The 21,684-nt window shown below is 62.3% G+C and carries 19 protein-coding genes; 14 read left to right on the top strand and 5 right to left on the bottom strand.

Annotated features, from left to right (window positions below; translation table 11 throughout):
* Positions 1–24 precede the first annotated feature (24 nt).
* Positions 25–1,194, bottom strand: coding sequence for a GNAT family N-acetyltransferase (locus tag ABQJ48_RS12420; protein ID WP_367838314.1), 1,170 nt, complete (start codon positions 1,192–1,194; stop codon positions 25–27).
* A 408-nt stretch (positions 1,195–1,602) separates the two neighbouring features.
* Here ABQJ48_RS12420 and ABQJ48_RS12415 point away from each other — a divergent pair, with 408 nt between their 5' ends.
* The 3 genes from ABQJ48_RS12415 to ABQJ48_RS12405 all read left to right on the top strand — a co-directional run bounded on the left by ABQJ48_RS12415 (position 1,603) and on the right by ABQJ48_RS12405 (position 2,971).
* Complete coding sequence (locus ABQJ48_RS12415; protein WP_367838313.1) at positions 1,603–2,112, top strand: ferritin-like domain-containing protein; 510 nt, start codon at positions 1,603–1,605, stop codon at positions 2,110–2,112.
* Positions 2,113–2,535: 423 nt separating this feature from the next.
* Positions 2,536–2,694 carry a hypothetical protein gene (locus ABQJ48_RS12410; RefSeq protein WP_367838312.1) on the top strand — a complete coding sequence of 53 codons (159 nt, stop codon included), beginning with the start codon at positions 2,536–2,538 and terminating at the stop codon, positions 2,692–2,694.
* Positions 2,675–2,971 (top strand): hypothetical protein, encoded by a 297-nt coding sequence (locus tag ABQJ48_RS12405; protein ID WP_367838311.1) that lies wholly within the window; start codon positions 2,675–2,677, stop codon positions 2,969–2,971. Before ABQJ48_RS12410 ends, ABQJ48_RS12405 begins: the two co-directional genes overlap by 20 nt.
* Positions 2,972–3,008: 37 nt before the next feature.
* On the opposite strand, the gene ABQJ48_RS12400 is transcribed toward ABQJ48_RS12405, so the two are convergent.
* From ABQJ48_RS12400 to ABQJ48_RS12390, 3 genes are all read right to left on the bottom strand, one after another.
* Positions 3,009–3,509, bottom strand: a complete 501-nt coding sequence (locus tag ABQJ48_RS12400; RefSeq protein WP_367838310.1) for a DUF421 domain-containing protein — start codon at positions 3,507–3,509, stop codon at positions 3,009–3,011.
* A gap of 267 nt (positions 3,510–3,776) precedes the next feature.
* On the bottom strand, positions 3,777–5,072 hold the full coding sequence (locus ABQJ48_RS12395; protein WP_367838309.1) for an NRAMP family divalent metal transporter: 1,296 nt from the start codon (positions 5,070–5,072) through the stop codon (positions 3,777–3,779).
* 279 nt (positions 5,073–5,351) lie between these two features.
* A complete protein-coding gene (locus ABQJ48_RS12390) occupies positions 5,352–5,549 on the bottom strand; it encodes a hypothetical protein (RefSeq protein WP_367838308.1) in 198 nt (65 codons plus the stop codon).
* Between the two features lie 1,024 nt (positions 5,550–6,573).
* On the opposite strand from ABQJ48_RS12390, the gene ABQJ48_RS12385 reads away from it, so the two are divergent.
* The 7 genes from ABQJ48_RS12385 (at position 6,574) to ABQJ48_RS12355 (ending at position 14,516) form a co-directional block, all read left to right on the top strand.
* Positions 6,574–6,783 carry a DUF3311 domain-containing protein gene (locus ABQJ48_RS12385; protein WP_367838307.1) on the top strand — a complete coding sequence of 70 codons (210 nt, stop codon included), beginning with the start codon at positions 6,574–6,576 and terminating at the stop codon, positions 6,781–6,783.
* A 14-nt stretch (positions 6,784–6,797) separates the two neighbouring features.
* Complete coding sequence (locus ABQJ48_RS12380; protein ID WP_367838306.1) at positions 6,798–8,183, top strand: sodium:solute symporter family protein; 1,386 nt, start codon at positions 6,798–6,800, stop codon at positions 8,181–8,183.
* Positions 8,184–8,218: 35 nt separating this feature from the next.
* Positions 8,219–9,874, top strand: a complete 1,656-nt coding sequence (locus ABQJ48_RS12375; RefSeq protein ID WP_367838305.1) for an amidohydrolase — start codon at positions 8,219–8,221, stop codon at positions 9,872–9,874.
* On the top strand, positions 9,871–10,836 hold the full coding sequence (locus tag ABQJ48_RS12370) for a CobW family GTP-binding protein (RefSeq protein ID WP_367838304.1): 966 nt from the start codon (positions 9,871–9,873) through the stop codon (positions 10,834–10,836). Before ABQJ48_RS12375 ends, ABQJ48_RS12370 begins: the two co-directional genes overlap by 4 nt.
* Before the next feature lie 180 nt (positions 10,837–11,016).
* On the top strand, positions 11,017–11,421 hold the full coding sequence (locus ABQJ48_RS12365; protein ID WP_367838303.1) for a nuclear transport factor 2 family protein: 405 nt from the start codon (positions 11,017–11,019) through the stop codon (positions 11,419–11,421).
* Between the two features lie 19 nt (positions 11,422–11,440).
* Positions 11,441–12,856: an NAD(P)/FAD-dependent oxidoreductase gene (locus ABQJ48_RS12360; RefSeq protein ID WP_367838302.1), complete on the top strand. Its 1,416-nt coding sequence runs from the start codon at positions 11,441–11,443 to the stop codon at positions 12,854–12,856.
* A 229-nt stretch (positions 12,857–13,085) separates the two neighbouring features.
* On the top strand, positions 13,086–14,516 hold the full coding sequence (locus tag ABQJ48_RS12355) for an amino acid permease (protein ID WP_367838301.1): 1,431 nt from the start codon (positions 13,086–13,088) through the stop codon (positions 14,514–14,516).
* Between the two features lie 99 nt (positions 14,517–14,615).
* Here ABQJ48_RS12355 and ABQJ48_RS12350 read toward each other — a convergent pair whose 3' ends face one another.
* Complete coding sequence (locus ABQJ48_RS12350) at positions 14,616–15,443, bottom strand: IclR family transcriptional regulator (RefSeq protein ID WP_367838300.1); 828 nt, start codon at positions 15,441–15,443, stop codon at positions 14,616–14,618.
* A 220-nt stretch (positions 15,444–15,663) separates the two neighbouring features.
* Between ABQJ48_RS12350 and ABQJ48_RS12345 the strand changes: the two genes are divergently transcribed.
* From ABQJ48_RS12345 to ABQJ48_RS12330, 4 genes are all read left to right on the top strand, one after another.
* Entirely contained in the window at positions 15,664–17,325 is a 1,662-nt protein-coding gene (locus ABQJ48_RS12345) for a GMC family oxidoreductase (RefSeq protein ID WP_367838299.1), read from the top strand.
* A 193-nt stretch (positions 17,326–17,518) separates the two neighbouring features.
* Entirely contained in the window at positions 17,519–18,823 is a 1,305-nt protein-coding gene (locus ABQJ48_RS12340) for an MFS transporter (RefSeq protein WP_367838298.1), read from the top strand.
* Positions 18,824–18,916: 93 nt separating this feature from the next.
* Positions 18,917–19,897, top strand: coding sequence for an AAA family ATPase (locus tag ABQJ48_RS12335; protein WP_367838483.1), 981 nt, complete (start codon positions 18,917–18,919; stop codon positions 19,895–19,897).
* A complete protein-coding gene (locus tag ABQJ48_RS12330) occupies positions 19,894–21,633 on the top strand; it encodes a cobaltochelatase CobT-related protein (protein WP_367838297.1) in 1,740 nt (579 codons plus the stop codon). The genes ABQJ48_RS12335 and ABQJ48_RS12330 overlap by 4 nt, the downstream gene beginning before the upstream one ends.
* The last annotated feature ends 51 nt before the right edge of the window (positions 21,634–21,684 follow it).

The raw sequence follows: 21,684 nt of genomic DNA, 5'->3' as shown, positions 1-21,684 counted from the left end.
CCCCGGTGCATTTTCGTGGCGGCGCTATACGCCCGGACTGTTCTCCGGTTCTCCGGCGGTATCGGGCCGCGGCGAGTCGGCGTCTTCGGCTGGCGTGCTGGCACGCTTCGCGAGATTGCGCAACAAGCGGCGTACGTAGAATGCCGCAAGACCCCAGGACGAATTGATACTGACCGTCGTCGAGCAATAGCCGTGGTTGCCGCGCGACCAGTAGGACTTGTATTCCTCGGAGCCTGGTCCGCATTCGAAATCCAGTTGAAGATCGAAGGCCCATTTGGCGGCGAGCTCGACGTTCAGCAAGCCCAGCGACCACTTTCCGAATGCGGGGTTGAAACTCGACATGATTCCTGTCACCGCGCGAGCGTCGGCGCACACTAGCACGACGGCGACGGCCGCTTCATCGACGGTGATCACGCTGGCGCGGCTCCTGACCGCGGTATCTTCCGAGCTCAACCACGCAACGAGAAAATTGCGGTAATACGGGGAATCGAGCCACGGTCCACGTTTGCCCGCCCGCACGGCCCAGTCGCGCTTCCACACGAGCATGGCGTCGACCGCCGTGGCGATTCGACTTTTGTCGCTCCAGTGGAGGACATCGATACCGACTTTTCCGGCAGTCGCGAGGCGCCGTTCGACCTTGCCAGGCTTCTTACGATGAAAGCTGCCCAGCGAGTCGCAAAAGCGATTCCAGTCATAACTTTGTGACTGCTCGCTGATTCTGGCGACATAGCGGGGCGTATGTTCCCGCACCGCAAAGTGACGTTCTTTCAGGACGAGCCTGTACAGGTCGGTCGAGTCCGGAACGTAGGGCATCTGAATGAAATCGGCGCGGCAGCGCTTGCGTGCCGCGTCCCAGGCGCCCTCGACAAGCGCTGCGGTTCGCGCGTTGTCGTCGACCAGAATGCTCGTCAAATCCGCGGATTGCGAGGACAACGGCATGAGATAGGTCCAGAGCGCTCGTCTGAAAGTGATGAGTGGAAAGATCAGCACCGCGGCGCCGGCCTCGCGGCGTACGATGATGCGCAGCTTTCTGCCAAGGGGTTTCGCGATCTGATTCCAGGCGAGCCAGCAGTGACCGAACGACTGGTAATACCAACCGCGCGAACGCACCCACAGCGCATCCCATTCCGACTGGAGCGCGCGAAAACCCGCTTCGTCCGTGACGATTTCGTATGCCGCGCTCGCGTCGTTCATTGTCTCCCCTGGGGTTGGGCGCGTGGATTGCGGAGCCCGCCAATTCGCCGGTAACCGTGAGCGCAACCGGAGGTGATCTATGACCGGAGATAGCAGTGCTAACTTGCCGTTGCTGCCGTGATCGAGGACGACACTTGGCTGCAAGCCATTGCGGTGAAAAGTCGAGAATGCCCGATTCCAACGCAGGGTGTGTGCGATCGCGCACCATCGCGCAGCAAATCCGTACAGCAGCGGATAAGTTCTCCCGGTGGTGTCTCCCGACGAACGTGGCTCTGATGCGCGGAACGCGCCCACCACAGTCCACGCCGAGGTGCGAATCGGGAATGGCCGTTGCGTGCAGCCTCGAGGCACTGGTGCCCGACCCAGAGCGCGTCCGCCGCACGCGATTGCGGTTGTGAGAGGTAAGACATGGCAAACCCGAACGAACATCTCGTGGACTGGCTGCGCGATGCGTATGCGATGGAAAAACAGGCCGAAAGCATGCTCAAGGCGCAGTCTTCCCGTCTCGAGAATTACCCGGTACTACGTCAACGCATCGACCAGCATCTACAGGAAACGCTGCAACAGCAATCCCTGCTGGAAGGCTGCCTGGACCGCCTCGGCAGTAGCCCTTCTGCGATGAAGGATCTGACTGGCCGCATTGCGGCGTTCGGGCAGGCCGTCGGAGGCATGACGATGACCGACGAGGTCGTCAAGGGCGCGATGAGCGGCTATGTGTTCGAACAGACCGAGGTGGCATCGTACACGGCGCTGATTGCCGCCGCGCAGGCTGTCGGCGATGAGGAAACGGTGCGCTGCTGCCAGCAGATTCTGCCGCAGGAGGTGGAGATGGGGCGATGGCTGCTCGAGCACCTTCCCGAGGTCGTGACCGCTTACTTGTCGCGATCGGCGCAAAGCCGCGACGATGCGAAACGGTAGCGCGATCGCGAATGGCGACGTCATCGCTGGTATTGCAAATCCCGGCCAACTCGATCGAATAGAGTCAGCGTAAGGGGAACGGTGCGTCGGTGGCTCCCGCGCACCGGTTAATGCGCCTTGTGGCGTGCGGCCCGCTTATAGCGGGTCGTTTTTTGTGGCGAACGGCATTGCGCACGCGGTAATGGCGGGCAAGGGTGAGCCCTACGATTCAGAACCGTACGTCCATCGAGAACATCCGAACTGAGTTCATAAGCCGGGTTGCGTGCGCCCCGTTTGGTCGTTGTAGCGCCTTGCTCGCTCTTCGCCCGGACGTGGCTCCGCTTCCGGAAAGTTCCGTCTGCTTCGAGCTATGCGCCTGCCAACTCGGGCTCGGGGTTTGCTGCAGTTTTCAGGCGGAGGACAAATGGTTCACGCGGAGGGCGAATGGAAAAGGGTGTCAATGCGCTGGACATCGCCGTCGTCGCTGCGTCGCAGGGTGGCCTTGACGCCCTGAAAACAATCGTCGCCGAACTTCGAGCGGCTGGGTCACCGAACGAGCATGACCTGCCCGGAGTGCGGAGGCGTGATCTGGCGCATCGGTGAAGGGTCACCACTCAGATCTCGCTGCCATACGGGCCACGCGTTTTCTGCGCTGTGGCTGAAATCGCAGCAGCGTACCGGCACCGAGGACGCACTATGGGCTGCTGTTCAACGCCTCGAGGAGAAGCTGCTGCTCATACGCGAGCAGCTTTCGCTGGCCGAGGCGACAGGCAGTGGCGAGGTGCTCGCGCTGCACGCCGAGATGGCCGCGTTGGAGACCGCGATTGAAACGGTCAGGCGCGTAGCGATACAGTCCGCGCCGGTCAGTTGCGGATCATAGCGTCCGCCGGCTTCACTCCCTCCAGCAAGACGCGGCACTACGAGCCGCTCTTTTCCTTCCTGATCACACTGATCGCGCCATTTCGTTCGAGGACGGCTGCCTCGACGTTTGACATCCCGCGCTGCCCGAGTGTTTGACGAACGCTTTCCTGGATATCCGTGGCGGTCACGAGCGCCTTCCCCATCTCCGCCTTGTCGAACTGTCCGTTTCTGAAGACCTCTCTTTCAACGCCGACTATGACTCGTTCAACTGCCCGGCTGTACACGCATAGCCAGGCCAGCAGTCTGTGCAGCACCGCGATGACGGTCGACGCCGCGAGCGTCGCGAGGAACGGCGACGCACCGACAATCGCCCGGCTCAGCGTTGCGCCGAGCAGGATGGCCACGACATAGTCGAATGCCGAGCGTTGGCCGAAGGACCGTCGTCCCGCAACGCGGACCAGCACCAGCGCAGTCGCGAAAATGACGAGCGCGCGCATGGCCATCTGCAGCACGCTCAGGTCCTTTCCCTCACCGAACAGTGTCGCAATCGCAGTCATGTTTTTCTCCTGCTGCTGGCGAACCTGATGCGATAACTATGCCAGGGCGGCGGGACGAGCACAGCGGCGCGACACTGGCATTGGGCGACAAGCGCTCGGCGATGCACTCGCAGCATTCGTCACTTTCGCGCTCAACAGACGAAAACGCATACAACACGCTGCTCGCGCGAGGCCCGGTGACCAGAACATCAACCGGGAACGGCTGCAGAGCTCTTCGCGCACCCGAGCGAGGCGCACCGAGGCAGACCCCGGCAGTGTCGCCGGGCGCTAGGTGATCGCGGCGATGGCGAACATCGCGCACACTGCCACGGCCATGACACCGGTCGCCGCCCAGCCGCCGATGCGCAGGCCGCTCGGTATGCAGAACTCACCCATGATGCGCGGATGCGAGGCCATTTTCATCATCAGCACCATGATCGGAACCGAGGTGACGCCGTTGATGACGGCGCTCCAGTACAGCGCCTTGATCGGATCTATCGACGTGAGGCCGAGCGCAAGCCCGACGACCGTCGCGGCGATGATGACGGCGTAAAACCGTTTGGCGAGCCCGGGCTCCAGCTCCAGGCTGTTTTTCCATTTGAATGCACCCGCCATTGCGTAGGCCGCCGAACCGGCAAGCACTGGCAAGGCGAGCAGTCCCGTGCCGACGATGCCGACGCTGAACAGCAGAAACGCGAACCGTCCAGCGATCGGCTTGAGGGCGGCGGCCGCCTGCGAGGACGTCTGGATGTCGGTCATGCCGTGGGCGTTGAGGGTCGCGGCTGTGGTCAGCATGATGAAGAATGCGATGAGGTTCGAAAACGCCATGCCGGTCCACGTATCGGTACCGATCCGGTTCAGTTGACGCTTGCCCTGCGACGGCGCCTGTTTCAATGCGAGTGCGCCGGGCACGGCGTGCATCTCTTCGACTTCCTGGGACGCCTGCCAGAAAAACAGATAGGGGCTGATGGTCGTGCCGAAAACGGCAACGATGGTCGTCGCATAGCTGCCGGTCCACGAAATGTGCGGCAGTACGGTTCGCAGCGTCACCGTCGGCCACGGAATGTCGACGGCGAACACGACGCCGACATAGGCGAGCAGCGCGAGCGTCAGCCACTTGAGCACGCGAACATAGCGCCTGTAGGGCACGAAAACCTGCAGCACGAGCGACGTGGCGGCTAGCACGACCGTGTAAAGCCGCGTTGGCCCGCCGACCAGCAGGTTCACCGCCGCGCCCATGGCCGTCAGGTCCGCCGCGATGTTGATCGTATTGGCGACCAGCAGCAGCGTAACGGCACCGTAGAGCAGCGGAAGGGGATAGTGGCGTCGAAGGTTAGTCGCGAGGCCATGACCACTGACCCGGCCGATCCTGGCACTGATCATTTGAATCGCGACCATCAGCGGATAGGTGAGCAGCAGCGTCCACAGCAGGTTGTAACCGAACGCCGCCCCCGCCTGCGAGTAGGTTGCAATGCCGCTCGGGTCGTCGTCGGCGGCACCCGTCACCAGTCCCGGCCCGAGTTTTTCCAGCCATGGGCTGGCCGGTTGCGCTGTCGCGTGTGAGGGGTCGATGTCGGTGTTCATGGCGTCTCGGCTGTCGTGTGGCTTGGGAGCTGCCATACCCCGTGAATGCCCGTACATCTTACCGGCCCAGCAATTTTCGCGCCTTTTGAGTCAGCCGGGAAGGGTGGCGAGCCAGATAAGGCAGTCGCGCCAGGCCTGCGCAGAAGCCCGGTAGGTGAATCGGAATCGGCACGCCGCATCCGGGGGCTCGCCAAAGCCCGGCATCGGTCGGCATAAGCGCGCCGTGGAAATCCGCGGTGGTGCGCGGGGCGTGGGAGACAGGTTTGTGCTCGTCGACGGCTAGAAACCGACGCCAAGACCCACTCCGGCGCCGCCGAAACCATGCCCGCCGAAGCTGCCCCCGCCGACACCGATGCCAATACTCGTGCTCGGCGCGTAATAGCCAGGCATTTCCCCATACCCATAGTTGGGCGGCGGCACAGTGACGCATCCCGCCAGGCCGATCGCAAACGCCAACATGCAGAGAAGCCTGATCATGCTGTTCTCCCTTTCATGAATCGCCCTCGAACGGAGGCGCCAGACCCGGTTCGCGACGCCTGGGATGCCATGGCGGCACTGCATTTTGCGTCGGTTGTGCAAGCGCTCCGCTATAAGACATAGACCACGCTCGGGAAGTACAGTTCGTGCTCCGAAGAGACCCCAAGCCCGCACAGCACGATAGCCGGCAGAAATTGCATCGCCCTGCCGCGACGCCATTGACGGAATGGCTTGCCTGGCCCAATGCGGCGAGCGATAGCGACCGGTAACCAGCAAACCTGGGCCGGACAGTAACGCTGCGATGGGACGCCCGTTGGCAACCTCACCGCCCCCGAGTGGACCGGTCCACCAATTGCTGCGGCACAGGGACTGCCAACGTGTTCAGGAGCGCACTATGAACTTGTTCATGGTGCAACGCATTCTCACAAGCACAGTGAGCTAGGTCGCGCCGAGTGAGTCCAACCGCAATTGCTGGACGCCGAAGGGGCGCACGCGGAACCCTGACGTAGCTCGATCGCGAGGCGATGTGCCGCCGCAGTGCAGCACGCGCCGCGCGGCGGACCTGCGGCAATTGCCGAATACGCATTGGCAACGGTCGGGCGACGTTTTCCGCCGGTGTCCTCGCTTTTGCCGGGAATGGTTAGTTAGCCGTTTACCCTTGCGTGCGCTCGAACGCCTTCCTGCGCTGTTTGCCTCCCTGCGCCGCGCGGATTGTCCTGGTGACCTGAAGCGGCATCGCACGTTGGTCCTCTACGTCGCAGTCCGTCGAACCGGGCGAGTCCCTCGGTGTGTTCCCGCGCGCATGCGCCGCCTGAGAACCGCCGGCGCTGGCATGTGGACCAGGCGATTCTTTCCGGCTGGTACTACACAGGCGCTTTTGGGGCCATCCATACTGCAATCCCCAGCTACCGGAGCCGATGCGCGCGGCTTTGCGGCGTCCGACGCAGTCCCGGGCACTGCATCGACGCGCAGACGGCGTCGGCAGCAACGAATTCAAAACTCACCGGGAACTGACGGAGACACGATGCTCAAGCTCTTCATTGGGATTGGCATTCCCTATATTGCTGTGATTGGCCTGCTGCCGTGGGTGGCTTCAGTCGACAGATTCGTTCTCGGCGTGCCATTCATCTATGCGTGGATCTTTGCGTGGTTCGTGCTGACCTCGGTCTGCCTGCAGCTGTGCTGGCGCCTGTTCGACCGCCATGCCAGCGACGATCATCCGCAAAACATCTAAGCAGGAGAGCCAGGATGTCCACCGTCGTATTTGTCCTTCTCATTCTTTTTTCGCTGTATCTGGCGATTCGGTCAAAAAAGGGGCATGGCGCCCAAAGTGTCCACGATTTCTTCGTGGCGTCGCGGCAGTTTGGCGCGTACCTCGTATTTTTCCTGGCCGCGGGTGAAATCTACAGTATCGGCACGATGGTCGGTTTTCCGGGCGGCATCTACGCCAAGGGGCCAACCTATGGCGTGTGGTTCCTCGGATACATTCTGCTTGCGTATCCGGTTGGGTATTTCATTGGTCCAAAAATCTGGCAGGCGGGGAAACGGTATAACGCCATTACGCTGCCGGACCTGTTCAAAGGCCATTACAGTAGCCGCGCGCTCGAAATCATTGTCGCAGCCTCGGCAATTCTGTTCCTGCTGCCTTGGGGACAACTGCAATTCACGGGACTGGTTGCCGCGTTCAAGGGCCTGGGCTGGAATTTCCAGCCGCTCTATCTGATCCTGATCTCGGCTGCTCTTGCTTTCACCTACATCGCCATCTCCGGTGTGCGCGCCTCAGCCTACATTGCCATCCTGAAAGATGTGCTGATGGTTCTCGCGATCGTGATTACCGGGCTTGCAGTAGCGTGGGAATCCGGTGTCACTGAGGTTTTTCACGCGGCGAGCCTTCACGTCAGTAACCGCATGAATGCGAGTCAATTGACGTTTTCGATGAGCACCATGCTGTTCCAGTCTTTAGGGTTCTATGTGATGCCGTTTGCCGTGCAGGTCTTTTTCACGGCCACGAGTCCGAACACGATCCGGCGCACGCAGGTTGCGATGCCCCTCTACATGCTGATGTATCCGTTTCTGGTCATCGCTTCTTACTATGCGATCAGCCAGAACCTGCATCTCGCGTCCCCGAACGAGGCTTTTTTTGCAGCGGCGATTCGTCTGCTGCCGGGTTGGCTGCTGGGGCTGGTCGCGGCGGGCGCTTCGCTGTCCGGCTTGCTGGTGCTGACGGGAATCTGTCTGGCAATCGGTCCGATCGTGACGCGCAACCTGCTGCCCAACATGCCCGAGAACCGGCAGAAAGCCAGCGCCAAAGTGGTGATCGTCGTCTACCTGCTGATCTCGATCGTGATGACACTGCTCACGCCGAATCTGATGCTCACGCTGATCAATACCGCGTATTACGGTGTGACCCAGTTTTTCCCGGGCGTGATGATCATTCTGTTTTCGCTTCGGGTCAAACCGGCCGCTGTGGCAACGGGTATTCTGACCGGCCAGATCCTTGCGATCATCCTTTACATCCTTCATGTCGATCTGTACGGCTTCAATCTGGGGCTTTTTTGCCTCGCCGTTAATATCGCAGTGATGGCCGCGCTGAACTACGGCTCGAAACGAAAGCCAGTGCACGCTTGGCCTTGATTCGGTCTCCTGCCCATTCTAAACATCGCCTGTCTATGAACGTCAATGAAAGAAGTCCCGTGACGGTCTTCGTCGCCAGAAAAATTCTGACGATGAATCCGGCCCAGCCTCAGGCCACCCATGTCGCAGTGCGTGACGGCAGGATACTTTCCGTGGGTAGCCTCGAGGACGTCAGCCAGTGGGGCAGCGCCGAAATCATCGACACGTTCAGGGACAAAGTGTTGATGCCGGGCCTCGTGGAGGGGCATTGCCACCTGATGGAAGGCGCGATGTGGGACGCCGTGTATCTCGGTTACTACGATCGGCGTGGCCCTGACGGCAAGCTGTGGCCGGGCCTGAAAACGCTGGACGAGGTGATCGGGCGGCTCAGTGCCGCGCAACGCACGATGACGGATGCGGCGGCGCCGCTCCTCGGGTGGGGCTTCGATCCGATTTTCTTCGGCACCAGCCGGTTGTCGGTCAGGGAACTCGATACCGTTTCGCCCAGCCGTCCGATTGCTGTGTTGCATGCGAGCGTACACCTGATGAACGTCAACTCCGCGATGCTGTCTCTGGCCGGTATCGATGAAGACACCGACATCGACGGGATCGGCAAAGATCCCGACGGTCAGCCGACCGGTGAGTTGCAGGAATTCGCCGCCATGTTCCCGGTGTATCAGGTGATCGGCAGCCAGCTTTCCATTGCGGCGAGTGAAAAGCAGGAGGCCATCTGGAACTTCGGCAAGGTCGCTCAATTGGCCGGCGTCACGACCGCGACGGACCTGGTCAACGATTTGTCGGCGCTGGGCAATCGCAATCTGCACGAAGTCACGGCTGATCCGCAGTACCCGGTCAGGATCGTGCCGGCGTTCGCCCCCCAGAGAAGCCCTGAGAATGGCGTCGAAAGGGTGTTGTCGGCGATCCGGGACAGTACGGACAAGTTGAAATTCGGCCCGGTCAAATTTATCGTCGACGGTTCGATTCAGGGCTTCACGGCGCGCCTTAAGTGGCCGGGCTATTTCAGCGGACAGCCCAACGGCTTGTGGCTCATTCCTCCCGCGCAACTCGCACAGGTGTTCACGCCGTTTCACCAGGCGGGTCTACAACTGCATATCCATACCAACGGCGACGAAGCGACGGAGGTCGTGCTGGATGCGCTAGAGCGTATTCTCGAGGCTTTTCCGCGCAGCGATCACCGGCACACGCTCCAGCATTGCCAGATGGCTGATGCCAGCCAGTTGGCGCGGGCTGCGAAACTGGGCCTGTGCATCAACTTTTTTTCCAACCATATCTACTACTGGGGCGACGCGCATTACGCGCAGACCATGGGCCCTGACCGTGCGAACCGGATGAACGCCGCCGGGTCCGCGCGGCGGCTAGGCATTCCTTTCGCCTTTCATTCGGACGCGCCAATCACGCAATTGAGCCCGCTGTTTACCGCCTGGTGCGCGGTCCAGCGCAACACCGCGTCCGGCCGGGTGCTCGGCGCGAGCGAGTGCATTCCCGTGCCAGACGCATTGCGCGCGATTACCCTGGGCGCTGCCTATACGCTGAAGATGGACCATCTGATCGGCAGCATCGAAGTGGGTAAATTCGCCGACTTCGCCGTGCTGGCCGATGACCCGACGGACGTCGCCCCTGCGCAGCTGAAAGACGTCGAGGTGTGGGGAACGGTGTTGGGCGGCCGGGTTTTCGCGTCGCCGGCGAAATGAACGCCGCTGCTGGGGCGAGCCCGGGGCCACCCATTCCGATGGTGGTGGTCGGCGGCTACCTGGGGGCGGGGAAAACCACCCTGCTCAATTACGTGCTGTCCAACTCGGGGCAGCGGCGGGTGGCCGTGCTGGTCAATGATTTTGGCGAAATCAACATCGACGCCGCGCTCATCCGCGAACGAACCGACGACGTCATCAATCTGGAGAATGGCTGTATCTGCTGCTCGATCGGCGGCCGGCTCGTCGACGCGCTGCTCGGCATCAGCGCTCGGCCTGAACGTCCAGAGCTATTGATCATCGAAGCCAGTGGTGTTTCGGATCCGGTCAAGATTGCGCAGATCGGTCTGCTCGACCGGCAATTCCGGTTGTACGGGATTATCGTTGCAGTAGACGCCGAGCGCATTGCGCAGACGCTGCAAGATCCGTACGTCGGCGACATCGCGCGGCGGCAGATTGCAGGCGCGAGCGCAGTCGTGCTGACCAAAACCGATCTCGTCACAGCAGACGAAAAAGCGACTGCCAAAGAAGTTGTGTCGGAGCTGGCGAGCACCGCGGTTCTGCTCGAATCGGTCGACGGAAAGATACCGCTGGAATTAATCTTCGACGCCAGCGTGGCGCCTCGCCACCGCAGCGGCAACCTCGCAACTGGCGCAAAGCTTACGAATCATCTGGGCATCTGCAGCTTTTCGTTTCGATCGGAGTCGCGGCTGGACAGGAAGAAACTCAAGGCTGCATTTCGCAACCTGTCCGCGCCGCTATTGAGAGCCAAGGGGATCGTCTGGCTGGACCGCGAGCCTGCACCGCAGGAGCTGCACGTGGTGGGTAGCCGCATTCTGATCACGCCGTTCTCAGGGAGCGCGGCAAGCGAGTCGACGATCGTCCTGATTGGACGTTTTACCGACGAAGACGAGTACGCGGTAACGCGTTGCCTCGACAGTACGCGAGCGGTGAACGAGAGCTAACGAGCCGCCGCGGCGCAGCGAGATATTCGTGCACTGGTTCCGAACACCGGCCACTGCACCAGGCGAATCCGGCGCACTGGTCCTACCGTCGAGCCTCCGCCAAATCTACACTTTTCACAAGAGACCGCCATTTGCGCGACGTCACGAGACTGACCCGAAATCATTGAGCAGGAGACATGCATGGCCACTACACAAACGTCCACCCCCATGGTTAGCGCCGAAACGCTCGCTGCCTTTTCGGACGCGTTCAACCGGCACGACGCGAACGCGCTGATGACTTTCATGACCGAAGACTGCGTGTTCGATGCAGCGGGCGGAAGCGAAGTCTATGGCACGCGTTTCGTCGGCCGCGACGCCGTTTGCGCAGCGTTCGAAGCGGTGTTCAAGACGTTCCCGGATGCGCACTGGGGAAAGGGTCGTCACTATGTGATCGGCGAACGCGGCGTGTCCGAATGGGTCTTTTCCGGCACGCATGCGGAAGGTTGGCGCATCGAAGCGGAAGGTTGCGACCTTTTCGAGTTTCGTGATGGACTGATCGCGGTCAAGCGTGCGTTCCGCAAGGAACGTCCGAAGCAGAACGTTTGATACCGACGAGGAGCTTGGCATGGAACAGAGTGTCATCACACGCGTCGGCGAGGGCTTGTCGGCGGGACAGGACAGCGCCACGCAATATGATCCCGCCTACGACCCGCTGGTGTCGCCGGGACCGGGGCAGGGCAGGCAATACGCGCCGACCTACTGGGTCGCCACCGCCGGTACGCCGCCGCCCGACGATGGGCCCATTACGAAAGACATCGACGTGGACGTTGCGATCATCGGGGCGGGCTATACCGGGCTCGCAACCGCGCTGTGTCTGGCCCGCGAGCATGGCATCAAGGCCGTGGTGCTCGAGGCCAACCGAACCAGTTGGGGCTGCAGCAGCCGCAACGGCGGACAAGGCCAGAATGCTTCCGGACGCCTGTCGCGTTCGCAGTGGATCGAGCGATGGGGTAAAGACGTCGCGTTGAAAATGCACGAGGAGATCCAGGAGGGCTTCAATAATTTCAAGGCGCTGGTTGCCGAAATCGATTGCGATCCGCAACCGGGCGGGCACTTTCTGATTGCGCACCGACCGCGCATGATGGCGAAACTCGCCGCCGAAGCAAAGGTCTGGAAGGACGTATTCGGTTATCCGTCGGAGCTGTACGATCAGGCAACGTTTCGCCGCGAGTTCGTCAACGATTCAGAAGCGGCCGGCGCACTGCATGAACCCGAAGGTATTGGCATCCATGCGTTGAAGCTCGCATTCGGCTATTTGCGGCTGGCACGGGAAGCGGGCGCCAAAGTGCATCCGGCGAGTCCGGTAATGGGGTGGGAGACCGTCAACGGCGTGCATCATCTACGCACGCCGGGTGGCATCGTGCGGGCGCGGGCTGTCGGTATCGCGACGGGCGCATACACGGCACAGACTCTGCATCCTTCGCTCACTAGCCGCGTGATGCCTATTCTGTCCAATTCGATCGTGACCCGTCCGCTTACGCAGCAGGAAATCGCCGCATGCAACTTTCGCACGAAGCAGGTTCTGACCGACACCCGCACCTTGCGTTTCTACTATCGCTTTCTGCCGGATAACCGGTTGCAGATCGGCAGCCGTAGCGCGATTACCGGTGCCGATGCCTCGAACTCGCGCCATTATGATCTGCTCGTCGAAGGGATGGGCCGCAAGTTTCCGGCATTGCGTGGCATTGCGATCGACTACTCGTGGTGGGGCTGGGTCGATGTGAGCCACGACATGATGCCGCGTGTTTTCCAGCCCGATCCGAAGCAGTCTGTTTATTACGCACTGGGCTACGGCGGCAACGGTGTCTCCTATTCGCAGCAGGCGGGCCGCCGGCTCGCCGAACAGATAGCCGGCAAAGGCGCAAAGCAGGTGCTGCCCATTTTTACTTCGCCCTTGCCTGGCCACCCATTCGCACCATTCCGTCGAATCGGACAACGGATGCTGTACCAGATGTATTTCCGGCGCGACGAGAAGCCTTGAGCATCACATGCGTATCGCGCGACGCGGTACGCCACTCACCACGGGATGCGCCGCACCGACGAGGCACGGCGCAAGCCGGTTGGTCCGCAGGTTCACTCATCAGAAAAGACAACAAGTAGCGAGGCGCGCTAGCGCATTCGCTCGATCCGGAATTGGCGGCGCCGAGTCCACGGACTGCATCCGCATATTCGTACAGCCGGCGTCCAAATCAACAGGATATGGAGGTGACATGCAACCCTCGATGAACAGCAGTGAATTGAAGACTGGGCTCAAGCAGCGGCACATGACGATGATCGCGCTTGGCGGCGTGATCGGCGCGGGCCTTTTTGTCGGCAGTGGTGTCGTGGTCCGGCAGGCCGGCCCGGCTGCCGTGCTGTCGTTTCTGATCACCGGTGGTCTGATTGTGCTGGTCATGCGCATGCTCGGCGAAATGGCGTGCGCAATGCCGGCGGTGGGCTCGTTCTACGAATACGCGCGTCTTGCCTTCGGGGGAAAGCGCGGGCCCGGCAAACTCGCCGGCTTCCTGACCGGCTGGATGTACTGGTATTTCTGGGTGATCGTCGTGGCAGTGGAGGCGGTGGCCGGCGCGAAACTCGTGCAGTTCTGGCTGCCCGATACGCCGGCGTGGGCGATCAGCCTTGTGCTGCTGGTGGTGTTGACCGCGACCAACCTGATCTCGGTTGGCAGTTACGGGGAATTCGAATTCTGGTTTGCGTCGATCAAGGTCGCGGCAATCATCGTGTTTCTGTTCCTCGGGGGCCTGTATGTGCTGGGGCTCTGGCCTGCGTCGATGCATACGGTCGCTGTGATGCCCACGCTGCTGTCGCACGGGGGGCTGATGCCGAACGGGATCGGTCCGGTATTGAGCGGTGCAGTCGCCGCGACGGGCTTTTACTTCGGCGCTGAGATCGTCACGATCGCGGCCGCCGAAGCCCATGAACCCGTCAAGGCAGTCGCCAAAGCCACTAACTCGGTGATTACGCGCGTGCTGTTTTTCTATGTCGGTTCGATTCTTCTGGTGGTTGCGCTGGTGCCGTGGGATTCTCCGAAAATGGCCACGCCGTATGTCAGCGCGCTTCAGGCGATGGGTATCCCGGCCGCTGCGAATGTCATGAATGCGATCGTGCTGACCGCGGTGCTGTCGGCGCTCAATTCCGGCCTCTATGCCGCGTCGCGGATGATATTTGCGCTGACCCGTCATGGTGACGCGCCCGCCGCCCTCGCGAAAGTGAACCGTCGCGGTGTACCCGTTCGCGCGATTCTGATCGGCACTTTGTTCGGCTACGTGTCGGTGGTGATGTCGTACGTCTCTCCTGACACGGTTTTCGCCTTCCTGGTCAATTCATATGGGACGGTGGCGATCTTCGTCTATGTACTGATCGCGTTGTCGCAACTGAAGCTGCGCGCCCGGCTCGAACGGGAGGCGCCGCAAACGCTGCGGGTGAGGATGTGGTGCTACCCGTACCTGACCTGGTTCGCGATCACGGGCATGGTCGGCATTCTGGTGGCGATGGCGTTCATACCGGATCAGCGTACACCGCTGTGGCTTGGGGTCGTGAGTCTTGGTGTGCTGCTAGTGGCGTATGCGTGGCGAGCTCGCAAGAGCAGGGCCGCCTGGGTTGAACCGGAATTCGCGGACTATCGCACGCACCATCGTTGAACCGGGGGCAGCAAGCGTGGTTCATCGTGCAGCGGTTGTCGCCCGCGGCAACCGCTGCACAGCCACGTCAGGCATGAGGCGAGCGCCGCAGGGGTCTTTCTACGTTGGCGCCGCCGGCCCCGGGGGCTGAAGCAAGGGTCCGATGCGCACGGCTGTTTCTTTGAGTTTGGGTACCGCCTTCAGGAGATCTTCGAGACTCGCGCGTGCCGTGGGCGCATGGATCGCCAAGGCCGCGAGCACGCGGCCATCGCCGACGTTGCGCACCGGCACTGCGATCGCCACCATGCCGCGCACGAACTCTTCGTTGTCGATGCCGATGCCACGCACAGCGAGCCGGTCGAGCTCCGCTTCCAGCAGGTCCGGGTCGGTGAGCGTGCGATAGGTCATCTGTTTGAGTTGCAGACCGCGGATAGCGAGCCTGCGTTCGGCCGGCGCCATCTGCGACAGGAACAGCTTGCCGCTCGCCGTGCAGTGCAACGGCACGCGCGTGCCGGGTTGCATATGCAGCCGCAAGGGTTCGGGCGTCTCGACGCGCTCCACGTAGAGCACCGAATCGCCGTCGAGGACCGTGAGATTGCAGGTCTCGCCGAGCGCCTCCACGAGCGCGCGAAGCAACGAGCGGCAAGCGCGCGTGAAGGTGCTGTTCGCGAGCGTGGTCAGCGCAAGCTGGGCGGCGCGTGGACCCAGTGCGATGGCGCGGTCGGCGCCTCGTGAATCGGGCATGTGGGTGACGTAACCCCGTGCTTCCAGTGCATCGATCAGGCGCGTGAGCGTCGCCTTCGGAATCAGAAGACGTGAGGACAGCTGAGAGAGCGAAAACGGCTGCCCGGCAGCCGCGAGTTGCTCGAGCACGTTGAGGGCACGCAACACGCGGGCGTCGTCGCTGGCTTCAGAAGAAGGGGAGGGGGCGCGCGCGATGTCGGTCATTTACCTTCCCGAGGCGGATAGGCACGAGGGCAGCCCGAACGGATCGGTGACAACCCGGATGGGTGCGGTCGAGCAGGCTCAGAAATGAAACAAAAAAGTCGGTTTTCGTATCGAATGACTCAATGGTACCCGGATTCGCTTGAGTTGGGTGCCGTCATCCAATAAATTGGGACGAAATCTACCGATTTTTATAAGCGAACGCAGAACGGAGACATCACCCATGACACGCAGTTTCGACTACGTCGTCGTCGGCGCGGGATCGGCCGGCTGTGTGCTGGCCAACCGCCTTTCGGAAAGTGGCCGCTATTCGGTGTGCTTGCTCGAAGCCGGTCCGCGGGACCGCTTTCTATGGATTCACATTCCGATCGGTTACGGCAAGACCATGTTTCACCCGGTCTACAACTGGGGCTTTTATACGGACCCGGACCCGAACATGCTCGGGCGCAAGCTTTATTGGCCGCGCGGCCGCACGCTCGGCGGCAGTAGTTCGATCAACGGGCTGATCTACATTCGCGGCCAGAAAGAGGACTACGACCACTGGGCGGCGCTTGGAAATCGCGGCTGGGGCTGGCAGGACTGTTTGCCGTACTTCCGCCGGCTCGAACACAACGAACTGGGCGCGTCGCCGACGCGCGGCGTCGACGGTCCGTTGTGGGCGTCCACGATCAAGCAACGCCATGAACTCGTGGATGCGTTCATCGCGGCATCGAATCGCCTGGGCGTGCCCACGGTGGACGACTTCAATCACGGCAATCAGGAAGGCGTCGGCTACTATCAACTGACCACGCGCAACGGCTGGCGTTGCTCGACCGCCGTGGCTTACCTCAAGCCCGCGCGCAGCCGTCCGAACCTGCATATCCAGACCGACGCGCTAGCCTCGAAGATCCTTTTCGAAGGCACGCGTGCGACGGGCGTTCGCTACGTGCAGCATGGCAAAGTGATCGAGGTGCGCGCAAATCGCGAGGTGGTGCTGACGGCAGGCGCGCTGCAGTCGCCGCAATTGCTGCAGGTCTCGGGAGTCGGGCCGGCGAACGTGCTCAACGAGTTCGGCATTCCGGTGGTCGCCAATCGGGCGGGCGTCGGCGAGAACCTGCAGGACCATCTGCAAGTGCGCCTGACCTACGAAGTGACCAGGCCGATCACGACGAACGACCTGCTGCACTCGTGGACGGGGCGCGCGAAGATGGGCCTGCAATGGGCGCTTTTTCGTGGAGGGCCGCTTTCCGTCGGTATCAATCAGGGCGGTATGTTCTGCCGCGCGTTGCCGGCCGAAGCCAACACGCCCGACATCCAGTTCCACTTCTCGACGCTTTCGGCCGACACCGCCGGCGGCGAGGTGCACGCGTTTCCCGGCTGCACCTATTCGATCTGCCAGTTGCGGCCGCAGTCGCGCGGCGTGGTACGGATTCGCTCGAACGACATGCGCGATGCGCCCTCCATCCAGCCGAATTATCTCGACACCGATCTCGATCGCCGCACGACAGTCGCGGGCGTGCGTTTCGCACGCCGGGTCGCCGCCACCGAGCCGATGGCAGCGCTGATGAAACGCGAAGTGCGCCCGGGCCCAGACGCGCAAACCGATGACGAACTGCTGCACTTTTGCCGCGAATACGGCCAGACGATCTTTCATCCGTCGGGCACCGCGAAGATGGGGGTAGCGAGCGATCCCGGCGCGGTGGTCGATGAACGATTGCGTGTGTACGGCACGCAGGGGTTGCGCGTGGTCGATTGCTCGATCATGCCGACGCTGGTCTCCGGCAATACCAACGTGCCGATCGTGATGGTCGCCGAAAAGGCGTCCGACATGATCCTGGAGGACGCCGGCGCGCAAGCCCGGCAAGTCGAAGACGTGCGGCCGCTGAGCGTGGCGGCGCACCACTGAGGCGTCGCAGCGAAGCACGAGCAAGGTAGGGAATCAACGGCAGGAAGCAAAACGAGCGGTACCTGACTGGCTGCATTCGAGGTCCATAACAGCAGCGTGCAGGTAGCGCAGGTCGCCCCGGAGGAGACGGCAAGGGGCCTCGGTACGTGCGGCGTCGTGCGAACGGCCCACGGCCATCATCGGAGGAGGCGTCATGGCAATCGAGAAGCGGGTTGTGCGTCGCGTTGCGTTTGCGAGCGTGATCGGTGCGACGGTCGAGTGGTACGACTTTTTTCTATACGGTGTGGTTGCGGGCATCGTGTTCAACAAGCTCTATTTTCCGGCGCACGACCCCCTCGTCTCGACGATGCTCGCCTACGGCACGTTCGCCGTCGGCTTCATCACGCGGCCGCTGGGCGGTGTGATCTTCGGTCACTTTGGCGACAAGGTCGGACGCAAGTCCGCACTGATCTGTACGCTCGTCATCATGGGGATATCGACGGCCGGAGTCGCCTTCGTTCCGACCTTCAACCAGATCGGCGTCTGGGCGCCGATCCTGCTGCTCACGCTGCGCGTGCTGCAGGGCATTGGGCTCGGCGGCGAATGGGGCGGCGCGGTGCTGATGGCCTACGAATACGCACCACCCGAGCGCCGCGGCCTGTACGCGAGCTTGCCGCAGATCGGTCTGTCGATTGGCCTGTGTCTCGCCTCAGGCGTGGTCGCGGGCATTTCACGACTGCTGCCGGAAGCGGCGTTCCTCTCCTGGGGCTGGCGCATCGCGTTCGCCGTTTCCCTCCTGCTCGTGGTCATCGGCCTCTACATCCGCCTGAAGGTCATGGAGACGCCCGAGTTTCTCGCGCTCAAGCGCAGCCGCCGCGAAGTGAAAATTCCGTTCTTCGACATGATCACGCGCTATCGCCGATCAGTTCTGCTTGGCATGGGCGCGCGCTGGATCGACGGCGTGTTTTTCAACATCTTCGCCGTGTTCATGATCGGCTACCTCACGCAACATCTTTCGATGAGCCGAACCGAAGCACTCACCGGCGTCATGATCGCCGCCATGGTGATGTGTTTCTTCATACCGCTCTTCGGGAGAATGTCGGATCTGATGGGACGCGCACGCACGTATCGCTGGGGTTCGCTCATCTGCGGCCTCTCCGTGTTTCCGGCGTTCTGGCTGATGCAGAGTCAGGCCGGCAATACGATGGCCGTCTGGCTCGCGATCGTGATTCCGTTCGGCGTCTTTTATGCAATGGTCTATGGGCCGGAAGCGGCGCTTTTCGCCGAACTCTTCGACGCGCAAGTGCGCTATACCGGCATCTCGTTCGTGTACCAGTTCTCGGGGATCTTCGCGAGCGGTCTCACGCCGATCATCGCCACGGCGCTTTTGCGCATGAACGGCGGCAAGCCGTGGCTCGTGTGCGGCTATGTGGTGTTTTCGGCGCTACTGTCGGCATGGTCAGCCTGGGCGATGGAGCGGCGTCCGAACACCTTCGATGCGGTGGCGACGGCTCGCTAACGGTGCCGCCTCGTCATCGGCGCAAATGCAGGGAAACACAGGAATGCAGAGCAAACACACTGAAGCCTGGAGGGCCAACACGTGACCGATATCATGACTGGCAAACCCGACAGAATGGTCGCGGTACGCAGCGTTTTTGGCATCGATTCGAGTCTGATGGTGCCCGCCTTCAGCGAGCGCGACGATCATGTGCCGGAGATCGACGAGGTTTACCGCTTCAATCCGGAGGTGACGCTCGCGATCCTGGCCGGCTTTAGCCGCGACCGCCGCGTCATGGTGCAGGGCATGCACGGGACCGGCAAATCGACGCACGTCGAGCAGGTCGCGGCCCGGCTCAACTGGCCGTGCGTGCGCGTCAATCTGGATGGTCATATCAGTCGTCTCGACCTGGTCGGCAAGGACGCGATTGTCGTGCGCGACGATTTGCAGGTGACCGAGTTCCAGGAGGGGATCGTGCCGTGGGCGTTGCAACGTCCGGTTGCGTTGATCTTCGACGAATACGATGCGGGCCGCCCTGACGTGATGTTCGTGATCCAGCGCATTCTGGAGCGCGACGGCAAATTCACGCTGCTCGATCAGAACCGCGTGATCCACCCGCACCCCTACTTCCGCATGTTCGCGACCACCAACACCGTAGGTCTGGGCAATCTGAACGGCCTGTATCACGGCACCCAGGTGCTGAACCACGCACAGATGGACCGCTGGAATGTGGTGGCCACACTCAACTATCTGCCGCGCGCGGAAGAAGCCGGTATCGTACTCGCGCGCGTGCCGGAGCTGGCCGACGAAGCGGGGCGCGCGCTGATCGAATCGATGGTGAGCGTGGCCGAACTGACGCGCAAGGGCTTCGCGAGCGGCGATCTGTCGACGCTGATGTCGCCGCGCACGGTGATCAACTGGGCAGAGAACTGCCTGATCTTCCGTGATCCCGCGATGGCTTTTCGCCTCACGTTCCTCAACAAGTGCGACGAGGCCGAGTGGCCGATCGTGGCCGAGTATTTCCAGCGCTGTTTCGGCCGTGAACTGGATACGGCGGCCGACCGCGAAGCGCCCGCAGGAGGGGCCGACCGATGACGTCGGAGCGCCAGGCGCTGCGCCGCGCGGAGCAACGCGAGGCCTTGTGCGCGGCGGCCGTGCGCGCGCTCACCGGCGATGCCGCGCTGCATTATCGTGAAGGGCGTTTGTGCCGCGACCTGCAGCCGTTGCCGTTGCACGCGCCGCATCTGCGGACGAACCCACAGACGGACGACTTTGCTTCGCTGCGCGGCGCCTCCGACGGCGCGGCCTTGCGCCTCATGCATTCCGACCCGCAGTTGCACAGCCAGTTATGCCCCGGCGACCAGGTCGAGCGACTCCTGTTCGAGTTGCTCGAGCAATTGCGTTGTGAAACGCAGACGCCACCCGGTATGCCGGGCCTGGTGCAGAATCTGCGCGACCGGTTCGAGGCTTGGTCGCGCGCCTTCTATCGGTCGGGTCTTGTTGACGATCATCTGGGCATTCTCCTGTACACGGTGGCGCAGATTTGCTGGTCGCGCCTCACCGGTTGGCCGGTGCTGGAAGACACCGAGAACCTGATTGAGGCGACGCGCGCGGCCATCGCGCCGGCGCTCGGCGTATCGCTGGCCGGCTTGCGCCGGCATCGCGCGGAGCAGGGCGCGTTTGCGGTCCATGCGCTGGAATTGGCGCGGCTCGTGGGCGAGATGGTGCGTGCCGCCCGTGCGGAGCAGGCGCAGGCAACGGATGATCCGCAAGACACCGACGATGACAAGGCGCGCACCGCGTTTTCGCTATGGATCGATGTCGACGACAACGAGCAGAAGGACATGGCCGTTGCGCTCACGGGCGAGAGCCGCGTGCTCGGGGCCTCCGACCTCGGCTATCGCATCTTTACGACTCGCTATGACCGCGAGATCCATCCTGCCACGCTGATCCGCAAGGCGCTGCTCAAGGAGTTTCGCGACACCCTCGACGAGCGCATCGCCGCTCTCGGCATCAACGTGGCCCGGCTCGCCCATGCGCTGAAGGCGTCGCTTGCGATTGCCCAGCGCGACGGCTGGTCGTTCGGCGAAGAGCACGGCCGCATCGACGGGCGGCGTCTCGCGAAACTGGTTAGTTCTCCTGCCGAGCGTCGCCTGTTCCAGCTGGAACGGTATGCGCCGGTGGCCGACTGCGCGGTCAGCTTTCTGATCGACTGCTCGGGCTCGATGAAAGCGCATGTCGAGCCGCTTGCCATGGTGGTGGACATCCTCACGCGCGCGCTAGACCAGGCGGGCGTGACGACCGAGGTGCTGGGTTTTACCACTGGCGCCTGGAACGGCGGGCGCGCTCGTGCCGACTGGCTGGCGCAGGGCCGGCCGCGCCATCCGGGGCGGCTCAATGAAACGTCTCACCTGGTGTTCAAGGACGCGGCAACGAGTTGGCGGCGCGCCCGCGCGGACATTGCCGCGCTCTTCAAGGCCGACCTGTTTCGTGAGGGCGTGGACGGCGAGGCGGTCGACTGGGCCTGCACACGCCTGCTCGCTCGCGCGGAGGTGAGGCGGATACTGATCGTGATCTCGGATGGCAGTCCAATGGATAGCGCGACCGCCCAGGCCAATGACGCCTATTATCTCGACAACCATCTGAAGGAAGTCGTGGCGCGTCACGAAGCCTCGCGCGAGGTCGAAGTACTGGGCCTCGGCGTCGGACTCGATCTGAGTCCGTATTACCGCCGTTGTCTCGCCGTGGACCTGTCGGTGCCACCGGATATGAAGCTGTTCGCCGAGATCGTTCGTTGGATTGGCGCCGGCAGGCGGGCAGGCGGCTGTTAGCGGGGCCGCCCGCTGATATGGCTGAAAAGCCCTTCGTTCACGTGGCCGCGC

The organism is Paraburkholderia suaedae (assembly GCF_040812055.1).
Lineage (GTDB): Bacteria > Pseudomonadota > Gammaproteobacteria > Burkholderiales > Burkholderiaceae > Paraburkholderia.
This window is presented reverse-complemented; position numbering and strand designations above follow the sequence as displayed.

Excerpts from the sequence above, each read along its gene's own strand:
- ABQJ48_RS12345 (WP_367838299.1), top strand. The coding sequence starts at position 15,664 with ATGACACGCAGTTTCGACTACGTCGTCGTCGGCGCGGGATCGGCCGGC.
- ABQJ48_RS12420 (WP_367838314.1), bottom strand. The coding sequence starts at position 1,194 with ATGAACGACGCGAGCGCGGCATACGAAATCGTCACGGACGAAGCGGGT.
- ABQJ48_RS12335 (WP_367838483.1), top strand. The coding sequence starts at position 18,917 with ATGACTGGCAAACCCGACAGAATGGTCGCGGTACGCAGCGTTTTTGGC.
- ABQJ48_RS12350 (WP_367838300.1), bottom strand. The coding sequence starts at position 15,443 with ATGACCGACATCGCGCGCGCCCCCTCCCCTTCTTCTGAAGCCAGCGAC.
- ABQJ48_RS12360 (WP_367838302.1), top strand. The coding sequence starts at position 11,441 with ATGGAACAGAGTGTCATCACACGCGTCGGCGAGGGCTTGTCGGCGGGA.
- ABQJ48_RS12395 (WP_367838309.1), bottom strand. The coding sequence starts at position 5,072 with ATGAACACCGACATCGACCCCTCACACGCGACAGCGCAACCGGCCAGC.
- ABQJ48_RS12385 (WP_367838307.1), top strand. The coding sequence starts at position 6,574 with ATGCTCAAGCTCTTCATTGGGATTGGCATTCCCTATATTGCTGTGATT.
- ABQJ48_RS12390 (WP_367838308.1), bottom strand. The coding sequence starts at position 5,549 with ATGATCAGGCTTCTCTGCATGTTGGCGTTTGCGATCGGCCTGGCGGGA.
- ABQJ48_RS12380 (WP_367838306.1), top strand. The coding sequence starts at position 6,798 with ATGTCCACCGTCGTATTTGTCCTTCTCATTCTTTTTTCGCTGTATCTG.
- ABQJ48_RS12365 (WP_367838303.1), top strand. The coding sequence starts at position 11,017 with ATGGCCACTACACAAACGTCCACCCCCATGGTTAGCGCCGAAACGCTC.
- ABQJ48_RS12375 (WP_367838305.1), top strand. The coding sequence starts at position 8,219 with ATGAACGTCAATGAAAGAAGTCCCGTGACGGTCTTCGTCGCCAGAAAA.
- ABQJ48_RS12370 (WP_367838304.1), top strand. The coding sequence starts at position 9,871 with ATGAACGCCGCTGCTGGGGCGAGCCCGGGGCCACCCATTCCGATGGTG.
- ABQJ48_RS12400 (WP_367838310.1), bottom strand. The coding sequence starts at position 3,509 with ATGACTGCGATTGCGACACTGTTCGGTGAGGGAAAGGACCTGAGCGTG.
- ABQJ48_RS12340 (WP_367838298.1), top strand. The coding sequence starts at position 17,519 with ATGGCAATCGAGAAGCGGGTTGTGCGTCGCGTTGCGTTTGCGAGCGTG.
- ABQJ48_RS12330 (WP_367838297.1), top strand. The coding sequence starts at position 19,894 with ATGACGTCGGAGCGCCAGGCGCTGCGCCGCGCGGAGCAACGCGAGGCC.
- ABQJ48_RS12410 (WP_367838312.1), top strand. The coding sequence starts at position 2,536 with ATGGAAAAGGGTGTCAATGCGCTGGACATCGCCGTCGTCGCTGCGTCG.
- ABQJ48_RS12415 (WP_367838313.1), top strand. The coding sequence starts at position 1,603 with ATGGCAAACCCGAACGAACATCTCGTGGACTGGCTGCGCGATGCGTAT.
- ABQJ48_RS12355 (WP_367838301.1), top strand. The coding sequence starts at position 13,086 with ATGCAACCCTCGATGAACAGCAGTGAATTGAAGACTGGGCTCAAGCAG.